Origin of the sequence: Pseudomonas viridiflava, assembly GCF_900602065.1 — a bacterium.
Lineage (GTDB): Bacteria > Pseudomonadota > Gammaproteobacteria > Pseudomonadales > Pseudomonadaceae > Aquipseudomonas.
The window spans coordinates 233,379-248,896 of record NZ_UWFN01000310.1; the positions used below are offsets into that span (position 1 = coordinate 233,379).

General features: G+C 55.9%; 14 protein-coding genes. 5 read left to right on the top strand and 9 right to left on the bottom strand.

Features of this window, described 5'->3' with window-relative positions; translation table 11 throughout:
* Positions 1 to 48 precede the first annotated feature (48 nt).
* Positions 49 to 3,087 (top strand): D-2-hydroxyglutarate dehydrogenase YdiJ, encoded by a 3,039-nt coding sequence (gene ydiJ / locus EE949_RS23505; RefSeq protein WP_122666475.1) that lies wholly within the window; start codon positions 49 to 51, stop codon positions 3,085 to 3,087.
* A gap of 131 nt (positions 3,088 to 3,218) precedes the next feature.
* On the opposite strand, the gene EE949_RS23510 is transcribed toward ydiJ, so the two are convergent.
* Together EE949_RS23510 and EE949_RS23515 are read right to left on the bottom strand one after the other, a co-directional pair.
* Entirely contained in the window at positions 3,219 to 4,343 is a 1,125-nt protein-coding gene (locus EE949_RS23510; RefSeq protein WP_240350436.1) for an alkene reductase, read from the bottom strand.
* 149 nt (positions 4,344 to 4,492) lie between these two features.
* A complete protein-coding gene (locus EE949_RS23515; RefSeq protein WP_122666477.1) occupies positions 4,493 to 5,170 on the bottom strand; it encodes a type 1 glutamine amidotransferase domain-containing protein in 678 nt (225 codons plus the stop codon).
* A gap of 212 nt (positions 5,171 to 5,382) precedes the next feature.
* Between EE949_RS23515 and EE949_RS23520 the strand changes: the two genes are divergently transcribed.
* On the top strand, positions 5,383 to 5,979 hold the full coding sequence (locus EE949_RS23520) for a TetR/AcrR family transcriptional regulator (RefSeq protein ID WP_122666478.1): 597 nt from the start codon (positions 5,383 to 5,385) through the stop codon (positions 5,977 to 5,979).
* Positions 5,980 to 6,135: 156 nt separating this feature from the next.
* Here the strand turns inward: EE949_RS23520 and EE949_RS23525 are convergent, their stop codons facing one another.
* Together EE949_RS23525 and EE949_RS23530 are read right to left on the bottom strand one after the other, a co-directional pair.
* Complete coding sequence (locus tag EE949_RS23525; RefSeq protein ID WP_162873877.1) at positions 6,136 to 6,759, bottom strand: hypothetical protein; 624 nt, start codon at positions 6,757 to 6,759, stop codon at positions 6,136 to 6,138.
* Positions 6,760 to 6,952: 193 nt separating this feature from the next.
* A complete protein-coding gene (locus EE949_RS23530) occupies positions 6,953 to 7,801 on the bottom strand; it encodes an SDR family oxidoreductase (RefSeq protein ID WP_122666480.1) in 849 nt (282 codons plus the stop codon).
* A gap of 94 nt (positions 7,802 to 7,895) precedes the next feature.
* Between EE949_RS23530 and EE949_RS23535 the strand changes: the two genes are divergently transcribed.
* Positions 7,896 to 8,801, top strand: coding sequence for a LysR family transcriptional regulator (locus EE949_RS23535; RefSeq protein ID WP_240350428.1), 906 nt, complete (start codon positions 7,896 to 7,898; stop codon positions 8,799 to 8,801).
* A gap of 126 nt (positions 8,802 to 8,927) precedes the next feature.
* Here the strand turns inward: EE949_RS23535 and EE949_RS23540 are convergent, their stop codons facing one another.
* The 4 genes from EE949_RS23540 to EE949_RS23555 all read right to left on the bottom strand — a co-directional run bounded on the left by EE949_RS23540 (position 8,928) and on the right by EE949_RS23555 (position 12,884).
* Entirely contained in the window at positions 8,928 to 9,722 is a 795-nt protein-coding gene (locus EE949_RS23540; protein ID WP_122666481.1) for an ABC transporter permease, read from the bottom strand.
* On the bottom strand, positions 9,722 to 10,366 hold the full coding sequence (locus EE949_RS23545; RefSeq protein ID WP_122666632.1) for an ABC transporter ATP-binding protein: 645 nt from the start codon (positions 10,364 to 10,366) through the stop codon (positions 9,722 to 9,724). The genes EE949_RS23540 and EE949_RS23545 overlap by 1 nt, the downstream gene beginning before the upstream one ends.
* A 142-nt stretch (positions 10,367 to 10,508) precedes the next feature.
* On the bottom strand, positions 10,509 to 11,183 hold the full coding sequence (locus EE949_RS23550; protein ID WP_122666482.1) for a response regulator transcription factor: 675 nt from the start codon (positions 11,181 to 11,183) through the stop codon (positions 10,509 to 10,511).
* Between the two features lie 60 nt (positions 11,184 to 11,243).
* Positions 11,244 to 12,884, bottom strand: a complete 1,641-nt coding sequence (locus EE949_RS23555) for a phosphoethanolamine transferase (RefSeq protein ID WP_122666483.1) — start codon at positions 12,882 to 12,884, stop codon at positions 11,244 to 11,246.
* A gap of 580 nt (positions 12,885 to 13,464) precedes the next feature.
* On the opposite strand from EE949_RS23555, the gene EE949_RS23565 reads away from it, so the two are divergent.
* Positions 13,465 to 14,214 (top strand): phosphatase PAP2 family protein, encoded by a 750-nt coding sequence (locus tag EE949_RS23565; RefSeq protein WP_122666485.1) that lies wholly within the window; start codon positions 13,465 to 13,467, stop codon positions 14,212 to 14,214.
* Positions 14,215 to 14,225: 11 nt separating this feature from the next.
* Complete coding sequence (locus EE949_RS23570; protein ID WP_122666486.1) at positions 14,226 to 14,591, top strand: hypothetical protein; 366 nt, start codon at positions 14,226 to 14,228, stop codon at positions 14,589 to 14,591.
* 56 nt (positions 14,592 to 14,647) lie between these two features.
* On the opposite strand, the gene pcp is transcribed toward EE949_RS23570, so the two are convergent.
* Positions 14,648 to 15,301 carry a pyroglutamyl-peptidase I gene (gene pcp, locus EE949_RS23575; RefSeq protein ID WP_430735893.1) on the bottom strand — a complete coding sequence of 218 codons (654 nt, stop codon included), beginning with the start codon at positions 15,299 to 15,301 and terminating at the stop codon, positions 14,648 to 14,650.
* Between the last annotated feature and the right edge of the window lie 217 nt (positions 15,302 to 15,518).

Here is a 15,518-nt window from a genome sequence, read left to right on the forward strand (position 1 = left end):
GCCCAACGTGAATGCATAGATTAGCTTTTTAGCCTGTAGGAATTCCACATGATTGCCCGGTTGCCGCTGCCTGATGTCCAGAACACCACGTACGAAGCATTCCTTGACGCGCTCCAGACCGCGGGTTTTCGCGGCGAAATAGTGCGTGATTATGGTGCCCGGACGGTATTGGCAACGGATAACTCCATTTACCAGCGTCTGCCGCAGGCGGCTGTGTTCCCTCTGGATGAACAGGACGTAGCGGTTGTTTCCCGCTTGGTCGCCGATCCTGGGCATAGCAAGGTCGTCCTCACGCCTCGCGGTGGTGGCACGGGCACCAATGGGCAATCGTTGACTGACGGGGTGGTCGTCGATCTGTCCCGTCATCTGAACAACATCCTTGAGATCAATGTCGAGGAGCGTTGGGTCAGGGTGCAAAGTGGTGTGGTCAAGGATCAGCTCAACGCCGCGCTCAAGCCTCATGGGTTGTTCTTCGCGCCAGAGCTTTCGACGTCGAACCGCGCGACGATTGGCGGCATGATCAACACCGATGCAAGCGGGCAGGGCAGCTGTACTTACGGCAAGACGCGCGACCATGTGCTTGAGCTTTCCACGGTGTTGCTGGGGGGGGATCGTCTGGACAGCATGCCGATTGATGCCGATAAACTTGCAGCACTCGTGAATCGCAGTGATCGTTCAGGTGAGGTGTATCGGTGTGCGCTGGGCATTGTTGATACTCAGGCTGAACTGATCGAAAGCACGTTTCCCAAGCTCAATCGCTGCCTGACCGGATACGACCTGGCGCACCTGCGCGAGCCGAACGGGCTTTTTAACCTGAACAGCGTTCTATGCGGTTCCGAAGGCTCGCTCGGCTTTATCGTCGAAGCCAAATTGAATGTCCTGCCGATTCCCAAGTATTCAATTCTGGTGAACGTGCGTTATGCGGGTTTCATGGACGCGTTGCGCGACGCAAAAGCGTTGATGGAAATGAAGCCTCTTTCCATCGAAACCGTCGATTCGAAAGTCCTGATGCTGGCGATGAAAGACATTGTCTGGCACGGCGTCGCAGAGTATTTCCCGGAAAACCCCGACACGCCGACATTGGGCATCAATATCATTGAGTTCAGCGGCGATGACCAGGAGATCGTTCAGCAGAAAGTCCACGATTTCGTCTTGCACCTGCAGCGCGATACTTCGGTGGTGCGACTGGGCCATACCCTTGCGATAGGTGCCGACGCGCTCAAACGTATCTATGCCATGCGCAAGCGGGCGGTGGGCTTGCTCGGTAACGTCAAAGGCGAAGCCCGGCCGCAGCCGTTCGTGGAGGACACTGCTGTTCCACCTGAAAACCTCGCTGACTTCATTCAGGAATTCCGGGCGCTGCTGGACAGCTACAGTCTGCAGTACGGCATGTTTGGTCATGTCGATGCTGGCGTGTTGCACGTTCGGCCGATTCTGGACATGAAAGATCCGGATCAGGCGGCCTTGATCCGGCCGATTTCCGACGCCGTTGCGGCGCTGACGCAAAAGCATGGAGGTTTGTTGTGGGGCGAACATGGCAAGGGGTTACGCTCCCAGTACGTGCCTGACTACTTCGGTGAGCTTTACCCTGCCTTGCAGGCACTCAAGGCGGCGTTTGACCCGCACAACCAGCTTAACCCGGGCAAGATCGCCACACCGGGCACAGTGCCGAGCGCTCAACTCACCCGTGTCGACGAGGTTCGTTTGCGTGGCGAACTGGATCGCACCATCGATGAGCGCGTCTGGCGAAGCTACGACGCAGCGCTTCACTGCAACGGCAATGGCGCTTGTTACAACTTCGACCCTGATGACGCCATGTGTCCTTCGTGGAAGGCTACGCGCAATCGTATTCACTCTCCCAAGGGCCGGGCCTCGCTGATCCGTGAGTGGCTGCGACTGCAAGGGGCGCAGGGTGTTGATGTTCTGAATGCCGCCTCCGGATCGACGCAGAATATCGCCCGGCGAGCGGTTAATACCGTCAGGCAGAAGTTGGGACAGGACGATTTTTCCCACGAGGTCTACGACGCGATGGCAGGTTGTCTGGCGTGCAAGTCTTGCGCAGGGCAATGTCCTGTGAAAGTAAACGTGCCGGAATTCCGCTCGCGTTTTCTTGAGCTCTACCACAGCCGTTATCTGCGTCCGCTCAAGGATTACCTGATCGGTTCGCTGGAATACACCGTTCCTTATATTGCCAGGATGCCGCGCCTCTATAACTTCGTCATGAGTGCACGTCCGGTTCGCTGGGGGCTGGAGCGCATTGCGGGGATGGTCGACAGTCCTTTGTTGAGCCTGGTGGACTTTGCGGCCGTTTGCCGACGTTGGAACGTTGAGATAGCGACACCACAGCGCCTCGCAATGCTGTCAGATGCGCAGCGGGCGAAAAGTGTGATCCTCGTTCAGGATGCATTCACCCGGTTCTTCGAAACCCCGTTGCTGGCTGATTGGGTGGAGCTGATCTCAAGGCTTGGCTACAAGGTTTATCTGGCCCCGTACGCGCCCAATGGCAAGCCGCTGCAGGTGCAGGGCTTCCTCAAAGCGTTTGAAAAGGCTGCCAGCTTCAACGGTCAGTCGCTGTTCAGTCTGCAGCAGTATCAGATTCCATTGGTGGGGCTGGATCCGGCAATGACCCTGGTTTATCGCCAGGAGTACGCCAAGGCTCTGGATGCCGACAAGACACCGTCGGTGATGCTGGCGCAGGAGTGGCTGATCAATGCGCTGCCGGACGGCGAAGCGCTGAAAGAAGCCGAGCCCTATCACTTCCTGCCGCACTGCACGGAAAAGACCAACGAGCCCGGCAGCATCGGTTTGTGGCAGAAGATCTTCGAGCGGGCAGGGCTGAAATTGCAGGTTCAGGCCAGTGGCTGTTGTGGAATGTCGGGCACTTACGGTCACGAAACGCGAAACGCTGCGACGTCGGACATCATCTACGGGCAGTCGTGGAAGCTGCTCATCCAGAAATTCAACACCTCCGGACGGGTCGTCGCCGATGGCTATTCCTGTCGCAGTCAGGTCAAGCGTCAGGAGGGGACAACGGTGCTCCATCCGCTGCAGGTTTTGCTGGCGCGCTTGAGGGAAGTCGCAGGCTGAGTTGGCCACGTTCTTTTGGCGCAGTGCTTGCCCGCGAATCAGTCGATGAGGTACATCAGATGTACCGCGTCACCGTTCATCGCGAGCAAGCTCGGCTCCTACAGATGGTCTTCGTCCTCGTACTTGAATGGCTACTGCGCGTACAACGGGTAATCCACATAACCCTCAGCATTGCCGCCATACACCGTGGCCGGGTTAATGGGGTTCAACGGCCAGTCATTGGCGATACGGGCTGGCAGGTCCGGGTTGGCAATGAACGGGCGGCCGAATGCAACGAGGTCAGCCAGGCCTGAGTCCAGCAGTGCCGCGCCGCTTTGCGCGGTATAGCGACCGGCATACATGATCGCCCCGCTGAACGTGCTTCTCACGTCACGACGAAACGCTTCAGGCATCGCAGGCGCGTTATCCCAATCCGCTTCGGCGATGGACAGATAAGCAATACCGGCATTCTCGAGAACCTTGATCGCCTCGATATACGTGGTGTGCGGATCTTCCTCTACCAGGCCCAGGTAAGTACGGGCTTCATCAGTGCTGGTGAACAGCGGCGCAAAACGTACACCGACTTTCTCTTTGCCAATGCACTCGGCGACACCGGCGACGATCTCACGCAAGAAACGCAGGCGGTTATCCAGCGAGCCACCGTATTGATCTTCGCGGTGATTGCTGTGGGCTGAAATGAATTGGTTGACCAGATAGCCGTTGGCGCAATGCAGCTCGATGCCATCGAAACCGGCTTCGATCGCATTGCGTGCCGCTTGAATATAGAGCTGAACAAGCTCCTGGACCTCATCGGTAGTCAGCGCTCTCGGTACGGAAGGTTTAACCAGTTCGCCCGCGCCGGGTGCGGTTTCGATAAACACGCTCACCTGGTCCGCCGCAATGGCAGAGGCCGATACGGGCGCGGCGCCATTGGGTTGTAGCGCGGTATGAGACACCCGGCCGACATGCCACAGCTGGGCGAAAATAACGCCGCCTTCTGCATGCACCGCTTCGGTGACTTTACGCCAGCCATTGATCTGGTCTTGTGTGTAGATACCCGGTGTCCAGGCGTAGCCCTGACCGCGCGGTTCGATTTGCGTGCCTTCGGTAACCAGAAACCCGGCACCTGCGCGCTGGCTGTAATACTGCGCCATGAGCTCGTTAGCGATGTTGCCTGGCTGGGTGCTGCGTTGCCGGGTCAGTGGCGGCAGTACGATGCGGTTTTTAAGCGTGTGATTACCCAATCTGGTCGGGGTAAAGAAATGGCTGTTGGTTATTGAATCGTTCATTGATCTGCCTTGGTCGACGTTGAATGTCTAATATTTATTAGACCAGTCGACTATTTTTCATCTAAAAATAATGGACGCTTTGCCGGTCGGCTTGGCGTCCACGGTAATCGTGTCGCAGGGCATTTGAAGCGTGAGAATCAGCCCAGTTTTTTCAGCAACGCTGCAGCGACTGCAGCGGAGCTGGCAGGGTTCTGGCCAGTCACCAGTTGCCCGTCTTCAACAACATAAACCTGCCAATCGCCAATCTTCGAATAGTCACCGCCCAGACGCTGGAACTCGTCTTCGATCAGGAATGGCACCACCTTGGTCAGGCCAACGGCTTCTTCTTCAGAGTTAGTGAAACCGGTGACTTTACGACCGTTGACCAACGGTTTGCCGTCTGCACCTTTGACATTAATCAGCACACCCGGTGCGTGGCAGACAAAGCCGTGAGGCTTGTTGCTACGGTCGAAGGCTTCGATCAGTGCAATAGAGTCTTTGTCTACGGCCAGATCCCACAGTGGGCCGTGGCCACCTGGGTAGAAGACGGCATCGAAGTCTTCAGCGCGGACACCCGACAGCAGGCCGGTGTTGGCCAGTACGCGTTGCGCCTCAGGGTCTTTGCGGAAGCGATCTGTCTCGGCGGTTTGCGCATCCGGCTCGTCGCTTTTTGGATCGAGCGGTGGCTGGCCACCGGCTGGCGAGACGACGGTGATCTCGGCACCGGCATCCTTGAAGGCGAAATAGGGGGCGGCAAATTCTTCCAACCAGAAGCCGGTTTTCTTGCCGGTGTCACCCAGTTGATCGTGTGAGGTCAGAACCATAAGAATTTTCATAAAGCACTCCTTGGAGAGGAAAAGTTTGGGCAATGAAGCAGCGTGGACATCTACGGTGCCAGTGCTTCTGGTGACCGATGGAGCAAAGCTTAGATTGAAAATAGACCAGTCGTCTAGAGTTTTTTTCAGATTGCTGCCCTGAAGGTTTGTCTCGCAAATGGGAGGTTGGTTCAAAACTAGACGACTGGTCTAATGTTTGCTATTTTTCGCGCATGAAACCAACTTATGACGATACCCGCCAGCATTTGCTCGATACCGGCCACCGCATGATGGCGGGCAAGGGCTTTACCAGTGTGGGGCTCAGCGAGCTCCTGCAAGTGGCTGGCGTGCCCAAAGGCTCGTTCTACCACTACTTCAAATCCAAGGAGCAGTACGGGCAAGCCTTGCTCGAAGACTACTTCGCGGGCTATCTGGCGGACATGGATCGACGTCTTGCGCTGCCAGGGTTAACGCCTTGTGAGCGACTGATGGATTATTGGCTGGGATGGCAGCAGCGATGCGTCGAGCCGTTCAGTGGCAACGAGTGTCTGGTGGTCAAGCTGAGTGCCGAAGTGGCTGACTTGTCCGAGTCGATGCGCATCACATTACGTGACGGTGCAGAGCAAATCGTGTCGCGAATCACCGCTTGCATTCAGCAGGGTCAGGCCGACGGTTGCTTGCCTGGCAACGATGCTCGACAGCTGGCAGAAACGCTGTATCAGATGTGGTTGGGTGCGAGTCTGCTGAACAAGCTGCAACGCGATGGGCAGCCATTGCAGACGTCGATGAGCACGACCAGACAGCTGTTGGGTGTCCCAGACAGCGTTTGATTGGTTGGGACAAGATTCGATTTATGCGACTACGGTTTTGTAGGAGCTGACGAGCTCCGCGAGGCTGCGATAGCGGTGTGACTGACACACCGCTTCGCGACCGTCGTAACCTCCGATGGCTCCTACAGGGATCGGAGTTGCGATTTAATTGAGCAATCAGATCCCGCTTGTTTGCAGCTTTGACGCATCCAGTGTGCCGGGAGCATGTGCAGCCACAGATCTCTGTTGCAGGCAGTAATCCAGACTGCCCACCAACCACATGGCGTAGGTCATCAGTTCAATCCCTTCTTCGACAGCTGTCTTGGCCAGACGCGCATAACCGTCGTCCAGAATCAGATGCCAGAGTGCTCCCATGCCAAATACCCGGGAAAACACCAACACGCACAATCCGGTCGACAAGGTCCCGAACGCCGGTGTTCGGGTGAAGGCTGCCAGGGCACGTAGGGTGTCCTGACGGTTTGCCGGGTTGAACGCAATCGCCACTGACGTAATGGCGATCAGCAGAAATGGCCAGCACCAGGCGCTGTGACTGATAGGGTCAAAAAGGCCGTCGAGCTCCCTCATCAACAGGCAGGCAAAGAAACCTGCAACCAACGTCTTGAAGCCTTTCTGACCCTCATTGGCCGGTGAAAACCAAAAGAGCAGGGCACAGGCGAAAAGCATCAGTTCCTGAGTGATTTCCGTAAATGAAATTTCCAGCAACTGCGTATCAAATACGGCGATATCCAGCCAGATCATCCCGAAAACAAGCCCCGTCAGTACCAGCTTGAGCAGGAGCATGAGTGACGCGGTTTTTAAATCTTTGAACATGAGGGGCAAAACAAAAGCTCCTGGCTTGCGGATGCAACACGATGTGTCGCGGTTCGCAAGGGGACGCTATTTCATTAATAATTTCAAATGCTTCCGTTGATTGTCGGAATTGATGAAATTCATACTCATGATTATCTGCCAGGCGCGTAACGCTTTTATCGAGTTAACCGGATGCCTGTCTGGTGTCGATATCACAACGATAAGCCAGGTCTTTCTGAGTGCTCAGCAACGCTTGGCGCTCGGTTAATTTCGCAGTGATATTGTTCCAGGCAATACTGCCCAGCGGCACTCGAAGAGGCATCACGTCAGCTTGTGCTATCGCGATCATCTCGTTGGCAATTTTGATCGCATCGCCCATGGACGGACTGAACTCGCCACTTTCGAGGCGTTTACGCAGGTCGCCTACCGGGCTGTTTTCATAAGCCGCTGACGGTTGCGCGCTGTCGATGCCTGCCAGGAAGTTCGTACCTGTCGGGCCGGGTTCCAACAGGCACATCTGGATGCCTAAGGGCGCGACCTCCTGAGCCACTGCTTCGATAAAACCCTCCTGACCCCATTTGCTCGCGTGGTACAGGCTAAAGCCCGGATAACTGATCCTGCCACCTTCAGAACTGACCTGCAGAACCCGGCCTCTGCCTTGCTTACGCAAGTGAGGTAATAACGCCCGGATGAAAAAGATCGAGCCAAGCAGATTGGTCTCTATCTGGCGCCTGATCTGATCCGATGAAAGCTCTTCTGCCGCACCGAATGTTCCGTAACCGGCATTGCTGATAACGATGTCGATCTGCCCGAGTGCCTGAAATGCCTCAGCAACTGCCGGGGCGATACGTTCGCTATCAGTGAGGTCCAGTTGAATGGGGATGAGTGCCACCGGATAGTTTTTTATCAGGTCGTCCAGTGCGCCGTCGCTGCGGTAGGTTGCAGCAACCCGGTCACCGCGTTTAAGCAGGGTTTCGGTCATCAGTCGGCCGAAGCCGGAGTTTGCTCCGGTGATAAACCATGAAGTGCTCATGTTATGTCCTCATTTATGTGTGGATTCCAAATCCAGAATGGGACTGTCATGCTGTTCTGAATAGACCACCAATCACGAACAGGCTGATCGAAATTTGCCACTAATCAACGAACTCAATTTGAAAAGCCTGCGTATGGCGCTGGCCGTCGCTGATACCGGCAGCTTCCGTCGTGCAGCTCATTCGCTTGAGATGGCGCCGTCGAGCCTCAGTCATGCGATTACCGAGCTTGAGCACACGCTCAAACTGCGCCTGTTTCATCGCACCACGCGCAGCGTTGCGCTGACGGTGGAGGGTGAGGCTTTCCTGTGTCGTATTCGTCCAGTACTCGGCGATCTAAGCGTCGCCCTCGACGAAATCAATCAACAGCAGGAGGGCAGCATCAGCGGTGAGCTGCGCATCAATACGCCGTTTGCTGCGGCCCGTTATTTGTTGAAAGAGGTAGTGCCGGACTTCATGACGCTCCATCCGGGCATCGAGCTTGAGCTACGTCACGAAGAGCGGCCGGTGGACATCGTCGCTGATGGCTGTGACGCAGGTATTCGACTGGGCGCGAGTGTTCCGGCCGATATGATTGGGTTGCCGTTCGGTGGCAAGGCACGTTTCGTTCCCGTGGCGTCTCCAGACTATCTTCAGCAATACGGCCGTCCCGCTCATCCGGCAGACCTGATGGCGCATAAATGTATCCGGGTCAGAATGCCCAGAGGTGAGCGCTACGCCTGGGAGTTTGCACGTCAAGGTGAGGAGATAGAGCTGGATGTGCCGGGTTCGCTGACCGTCAACCGGATGGCCCTGATGATAGAGGCTGCCGAAAGTGGTCTGGGGGTCGCGTTCGTTCTGGAACACGCTGTGGCGCAAAGTCTTGCTGACGGGAAACTGCACGTGTTGTTGCGCGACTGGTGCCCGGACGAGCCAGGTTTGATGCTCTATTACCCGGGGCGGCGCAATGTGCCTGCGCCGTTGCGGGCTTTTATCGGTTTCATTAGAGCGTTGGGTGGTTGAGGGTGGTTTATTACAACGAAAGGCTGCGATTGGATGACGTCTGATAGACCGCTTCGCGACCGTCGTAACCTCCGATGGCTCTTACAGAATCCGGATGTGCGCTAAGTTTTAGTGATCGAGCCGTGTTCAGACCCTACTGGTCAGCTTGTGCATCATGAAACGATGATCAGCCGAGAACAGGCGGCGGTAAGTCAGCAATACCGCGCACACCGTTCCCAGTGCTGAAGACGCGGCAATCAGAAACATGATCACAATCTGGTAGCGTACGGCCTCGGCGGGCGATTGTCCGGCCAGCACCTGACCGGTCATCATGCCCGGCAAGCTAACAATGCCCACCACACTCATCTGATTCAGGGTTGGGGTCATGCCGGCTCTGACGGCTTGCCGTGCCGCCATTTGCGCAGCTTCCCAGCGTGAGCCGCCCAGTGCCAGGATCATCTCCACGGTACTTCGGCCTGACGAGAGCTCCTGCATCATGCGTTCAATGCCCAGCGATACGCCAGTCAGCGTGTTGCCCAGGATCATGCCCAGAATCGGAATCGCATATTGCGGTTCGTACCAGGGGCGAATCTGGATGACCAGCAGCAAGCCGATAGCGGTCACCAGCCACGAACTGCCCCACACCGAAACAATGCTGTCCGCCCGGCGTCCGGCGTAGGTGCGCTTGCCACGCCCGGCAGCGGAAACGCCGGCGATGAGCGTCATCAGGCACATCAGCGGCAACACCACATACCAGTAGGCAAATTCGAACACCCAGCCCAGGATGTAGCCGATGGCAAGTAACTGAACCACGGTCCGTATCGAGGCCCAGATCAACTGGCGGCCCAGCCCCAGTTTCAAACCCAGAGACAAAGCGCCATTGATCAATATCAGACACGCTGCAATCGCGATATCCGCCGCCGACAAGCTTTGATAATTCATCACTGATCCATGGCCGTCAGCACACCCGCGTGCATTTCTAATCGAGTGTTGCTCATCCGCTGCGCCTGATCGTGATCATGGGAGACCCAGATATAGGCTCGCGTTGCTGCGGTGCCACTTGCAAACCAGGTGTCGACCAATGCTTCCACTGCTCTGGATGATTGAGGGTCCAGCGCGGCAGTGGGTTCGTCCAGCAGCATGACTTCCGGGTCTAGCTGAATGGCGCGAATCAGCGAAACGACCTGAGCCTCTCCACCCGAAAGATCCTCTGCGGTCTTCAGTAAAAAGCTTTCTGGTTTGCCAGCCTGGCGCAGAAGTGCTCTGGCTTTCTCAATATCAAAGGTCTGCTGCTTGAAGGTATTCAGGCTGTAAGGAAAACGCAGGTTGTCTTCAACCGTGCCATCGATCAGTGCTGGACGTTGCGCAATGTAGCAAACCCGGCTGCGGTAAGCAGGGATCTGCGCAGCCACAACAGGATGATTTCGCCAGACCACTTCACCGGAACCGGGCGCATCCAGTAAAGCCAATGTGCGCAAAAAAACACTTTTTCCAGACCCGGACGAACCGGTTATCGCCACTCTGTCGCCGCCGCTCAAGGTGAAATTCACCGGGTGGAGCAGTTGAACAGCATTGTTCTGATCCATGCGACTGAGCGCTCGGGCTTCGACCAGTTGGGTGGCTTGAATGCTCGGCGGGGTGGGTGACGACAAGTACAGACTCCATAAGGGCAAGGCTAACGGTGAAGTTTGCTCGCGCCATCAGGGTAAATACAAGAAGCTCCTTTACTTAACGCGGTCCTTGCAGTTTGTAGCCCATGCCATGAACGGTGTGCAGTAACGGTATATCGAAGGGTTTGTCGATGGTTTTACGCAGTGTGTACAGGCTGGTGCGCAGGCTGTCGGAGTCCGGTGTATTACGGCCCCAGATGGCTTGCTCGAACTCTTTGCGTTTGACCACCATCGGGCTTTTGCGCATCAGTAATTCAAGCAGCACCCTGTTGGTGGGGTTGAGTTTGAGCAATGTGCCGCCTCGCCTGACCTCCAGCGAATCCAGGTCGTAAGTCAGGTCATGGATCTTGAGCACGTTCTTTTTCATCCCGGTGGAGCGCCATGTCACCGCTTCAACCCGGGCATATAATTCCGAGAGTGCGAAAGGTTTGACGATGTAATCGTCGGCGCCCACGTGGAACCCGGTCAAACGATCTTCCAGTTGGTCGCGGGCGGTCAGCATCAGTACCGGAACGTGCTGTCGGGCATCTTCGCGCAGCTTTCGGCAGAGCAGATTTCCATCCATGCCAGGCAGCATCAGGTCGAGGATGATCGCGTCGAAATTCCCCGTCGTCGCCAGATGCAGCCCCGTGAGGCCATCCAGCGCACCGACGACTTCGTAGCCCTTGAGCGTGAAGTACTCTGACACGTTGGCGAGAATGTCTTTATGGTCTTCGATAACAAGTATGCGCATCGGGCTCACATTATTGTGTGGTCTGCCGGGACACTGTGTCTGTCCCTCGCATGACGTCTTTTATTTGTTGGCCAATACGCCGTCTGCAGTGCTGTTGCTGCAACCGGCAAACATATCCAGCGATGGGTCGTAGACGTGAGTATGCACCTTCAGTAAACCCAGCATTGAATGGAACAGGTTGTCCTGGCTCAAGGGCGCATTACGTGTTTGTTGCAAGCACGCTGTATCGAGGGCAAAGGACTGCTGATAGGTGTCCGAAAACCAGACCATCATGGGCACATGTTTCTGCTGGTCGGGGGCGAGCATGTAAGGCGTGCCGTGGAGGAACAGGTTGTATTCGCCCAGCGACTCACCATGGTCGGAAAGGTAAATCATTGCGGTGTCTACGTTGGCCTGGTTACGGCGCAGGATATCAATCAGGCTCGCTAATACATGATCGGTGTAGAGCAGGGTATTGTCGTAGCCGTTCACGATGCTGTCCCGGCTGCATTTATCCAGCGCGTTGCTTTCGCAAACAGGGGTGAATTTTTCAAAGGCTTTCGGGTAGCGCTTGAAGTATTCGGGGCCGTGACTGCCCATTTGATGCAATACCAGGACCGTGTCTTTATCCAGATGCTCGATGAAGTTCTGCAGCCCCTGCAACAGGATTTCATCCCTGCATTCGCTATTGGCGCACAGGTCCAGGTCTTTCAGATTACTGACATCCTGAAACGTGACGCGGTCGCATGTGCCCTTGCAGCCAGACTGGTTGTCGCGCCAGATCACCTCTATTCCGGCACGCTTGAGTACATCCAGCAGACCTTCCTCGGTTCTGGCCGTAGACGCGTCGTAGCTTTTACGGCCCATGTTGGAAAACATGCACGGCACTGACACCGCCGTCTCAGTCCCGCAGGAGTGCACGTCAGTAAAAGCAATCAACCCTTGCTCTGCCCGCAGCTGCGGCGTCGTATCGCGGTTGTATCCGAGAATTCCGAAGTTCTCGGCCCGTGCGCTTTCACCCACCACCAGTACCGTTAACGATTTGCGCGGTCGCTGTGCCCAGGCGCTGTCTCGGGTGGCGTCTTCGCCGATTTTCAAAAAAGGTTTTTGTGCCGTAACGACTTGCTCATGCAGGTAGCCGATTGAGGCGCCAATATAGTTGCTGGGCACAACCATCAAGCGCAACTCGTGGTGGTTGCGAAACAGTGATGACAGTCCTTGGTAGTTGAGTAAGGCAACACTGCCAATAACCGCTGCACACCCGACACTGATCAGTGTTTTACTGATCAGTTCGCGGTGCAGCGGACGATAGTGGATGGGCGTTCTCCATAACAGGAACGACGGCACTATGCCGAGCAGCACGAGGTAAGCAAAAAGTTTAGGTGACAGCAAGTCCCGCACTTCGGTTGCGTTGGTCTCGGCGAAGTTACGTAACATGCCGGCATCAATCAGTACGCCGTAGCGGCTCATAAAGTAAGCGACGCCCGCGCTGATCATGAATAAGACAATCAACACCGGTTTAAATGTCTTGCGAAAAGCCAGCCCCGTCAGTGTGATATTAAAAACCCCTAACAACATGAGCGCGAACGCTAAACGCAACATCGCGTTATGGTCGGTAATGCTCAGGAGGTGTTGCCACATCGTGCTGTTGAATCCGAGCAGCAAGAACGCGCTGGCGAGCAGTGTCGCAACCTCAGGGCGTAGGGGTTTTATTTTAAACATGTGATTGCGCTTCACTCAATTAGGGAGGGCGCTCAAGTGCCTGAGCATGACGTCTCCAATGGCGCAGACTCTAGGTAGGGAATGATCAAATTTGTGTGAAAAACATGCCAATAAAAAGTCGGTGTATGCGCTTAACTTAATGCTAATTGTCAGCCACTGAACGGCGGCTGAATAACTGCATTTCTGTGCGCGGTTTGCGACTTATTTTTCACATTGTTTTCACTGCGCTCCCACGTTGTTCATTTTAGGATGCTGCGCAGAGTGATGCCTTTCTTTCGCGTTGGCGTTCAGCGGGCGTTCAGTCATCGTCATGACAATGTCTATTGTTGTGGTGGCGTTTACCGGTCGGTGTTGGAGAGTCATTCCCGTGACCTGTTTAAATATAAATAACAACTTTAATGACTCGGTACTGTATGGCTGCTCTGGCACGCTTCTCATCGCGCTGTTTTTCTATGGCCGCTCGGCATTGCAGCAACCTATCTGGCTCAACATAGAGCCTCGACTTGCCCCCGCATCGATCAACCCGCCGCATCAACACCTGACAAGCACTGCCTCTGTCCTCCCATAACGGAACCTGTCCATGGCTATTGCACTACCACTTCGCGCATCACGGCCTTTTGATTTTCGTCTCGCATTAGGTATCCCGATCGTGTTGATGGGGTTGATGTTGCTGCTCGATCCGACTGCGCTGGATTTCTCCATCGCGCAGATGTTTTATGTGCCGGGAGAGGGTTTTATCGGGCGTAAAAGTTACTGGCTGGAAGACATCCTGCACGACCGCGTGAAGCAGGCGGTGATTCTCCTGTTCGTTGTGTTGACGATTGCTTATCTGGGCAGTTGGTTTTCGTCAAAACTCACGCAATGGCGTCGGCCGCTGGGCTACACGGTTCTGGCGGTTGCGTTGACCACTGCGATTGTTACGCCACTAAAGGTGGTGACTGCGGTGCAATGCCCATGGAGCCTGAGTGATTTCGGTGGCACGGAGACTTACACGCCATTGCTCAGTCAGCGGCCGGACACCCTCAAGCCGGGCCGCTGCTGGCCGGGCGGTCATGCGTCTACCGGGTTTTCGTTGCTGGCGTTGTTCTTTGCCTTGCGTGACCGCCATCAGCGCGGCGCGCGCATCGCCCTTGGGTTCGCGCTCGGGCTAGGGGTGATTTTGTCTGTGGGGCGGATGCTGCAAGGCGCTCATTTCCTTTCCCATAACATCTGGACCCTGCTTTTTGACTGGGTGATCTGTGTGCTCTGCTACCGCTGGATTCTCTATCGGCCGCAGGCACCGGCATCGCTTGATTCTGGCACTTCAGAATCGGCAGGCGGGAAGGGCTGAATAGCATGTGCATGCGAATTCCGGGTAAACCTGGCATTGCTGCGTTGTCGGTATTGCTATCCGTCACGGTGCTGACAGGCTGTGAAAGTACCCGGGAACGGCTACTCGCTCAGGGCTATCCTGCGCCTTATGCCAGCGGCTTTGACGATGGCTGCGGAAGCGGTAGGCAAGCGGCTGGAGCCCTCGGCGAGTTTCGCAAGAATGTGCCCGCTTACCTGGATGATCGTAAGTACGCCACCGGTTGGGATGATGGTTTTCGCCAGTGCCAGGCCAGCACCACCAGCGATTTTCAGCGTCATGTGGGCATCGACAGCCAGGCGGACCGGGACTGGCAGCACAGCAAGGATCAGGCGTGGAGCAAGGCAATCAGGCATTGACGATACAGGCTTGGGCAGCGCCTTCGCAGCGCTGCCGCTCATCCCTGATCAAAAAATCAGTGCAAAGCGCCGGCGCTCACGGCCACGTCTTCCTTCACGTCCAGCGCTGTGATCACCATTTGCCGCAAGGCAGCGGTGACCTGTTCAGCGCTCATGCTCGGCGTTCCGGGAAAACGCGCAGCTTGTTGCGGCAGATAAGGGATGTGCACGAAACCGGCACGGACCATTGACGAATAGTCGCGCAACAGATGCATCAGCCCATAAAACACGTGGTTGCAGACAAACGTCCCTGCGGTCTGCGAGACGCTGGCCGGTAGGCCGTTCTCACGCAACGCCAGTAACATGGCTTTGAGCGGCAGGGTGGAGAAGTACGCGGCCGGCCCGTGCTCGATCACTGCGGTATCGATCGGTTGCTGACCGGCGTTGTCCGGGATTCTTGCGTCATCCAGATTAATTGCCACGCGTTCGAGCGAGATATCCAGGCGACCACCCGCCTGGCCTACGGCAATCACCAGTGTTGGGCGTAGCGCCTGCAGCGTCTGCTCCAGAGCCTTCAATGACAGGTTGAAAACGCAGGGCAGTTGCCGACTGGCAATGTGATAACCAGGTACAACTTCGATGCCATCCAGAGCTTTGACCGCTTCCCAGGCCGGGTTGATCGTCTCACCGTCGAAGGGTTCAAAGCCGGTCAACAGAACAGTTTTGCTCACGTGCATTCCTTTATCGGGCGGGTCGGGAAAGGTGTGACTCTATCACCAGAATGTCCGGCGTAGCACGGGCGCGTGGGTGGGCTGATGAGGGCTGGGCTTCATGGCTATCGTTTTCAAACATCAGGCTTGATGGGCAATCGCCTCCTGTTTTTGTTGATCCTGTTCGAAAATAATTAATTGGCAATGCCTCCCATTTCCCATTGCTCTAACCAGGTTT

What these genes read in the sequence shown, in the direction of transcription:
- ydiJ (WP_122666475.1), top strand. Translation starts at nt 49, where the DNA reads ATGATTGCCCGGTTGCCGCTGCCTGATGTCCAGAACACCACGTACGAA.
- EE949_RS23515 (WP_122666477.1), bottom strand. Translation starts at nt 5,170, where the DNA reads ATGAAAATTCTTATGGTTCTGACCTCACACGATCAACTGGGTGACACC.
- EE949_RS23520 (WP_122666478.1), top strand. Translation starts at nt 5,383, where the DNA reads ATGAAACCAACTTATGACGATACCCGCCAGCATTTGCTCGATACCGGC.
- EE949_RS23525 (WP_162873877.1), bottom strand. Translation starts at nt 6,759, where the DNA reads ATGCTCCTGCTCAAGCTGGTACTGACGGGGCTTGTTTTCGGGATGATC.
- EE949_RS23530 (WP_122666480.1), bottom strand. Translation starts at nt 7,801, where the DNA reads ATGAGCACTTCATGGTTTATCACCGGAGCAAACTCCGGCTTCGGCCGA.
- EE949_RS23540 (WP_122666481.1), bottom strand. Translation starts at nt 9,722, where the DNA reads ATGAATTATCAAAGCTTGTCGGCGGCGGATATCGCGATTGCAGCGTGT.
- EE949_RS23545 (WP_122666632.1), bottom strand. Translation starts at nt 10,366, where the DNA reads ATGGATCAGAACAATGCTGTTCAACTGCTCCACCCGGTGAATTTCACC.
- EE949_RS23550 (WP_122666482.1), bottom strand. Translation starts at nt 11,183, where the DNA reads ATGCGCATACTTGTTATCGAAGACCATAAAGACATTCTCGCCAACGTG.
- EE949_RS23555 (WP_122666483.1), bottom strand. Translation starts at nt 12,884, where the DNA reads ATGTTTAAAATAAAACCCCTACGCCCTGAGGTTGCGACACTGCTCGCC.
- EE949_RS23565 (WP_122666485.1), top strand. Translation starts at nt 13,465, where the DNA reads ATGGCTATTGCACTACCACTTCGCGCATCACGGCCTTTTGATTTTCGT.
- EE949_RS23570 (WP_122666486.1), top strand. Translation starts at nt 14,226, where the DNA reads ATGCGAATTCCGGGTAAACCTGGCATTGCTGCGTTGTCGGTATTGCTA.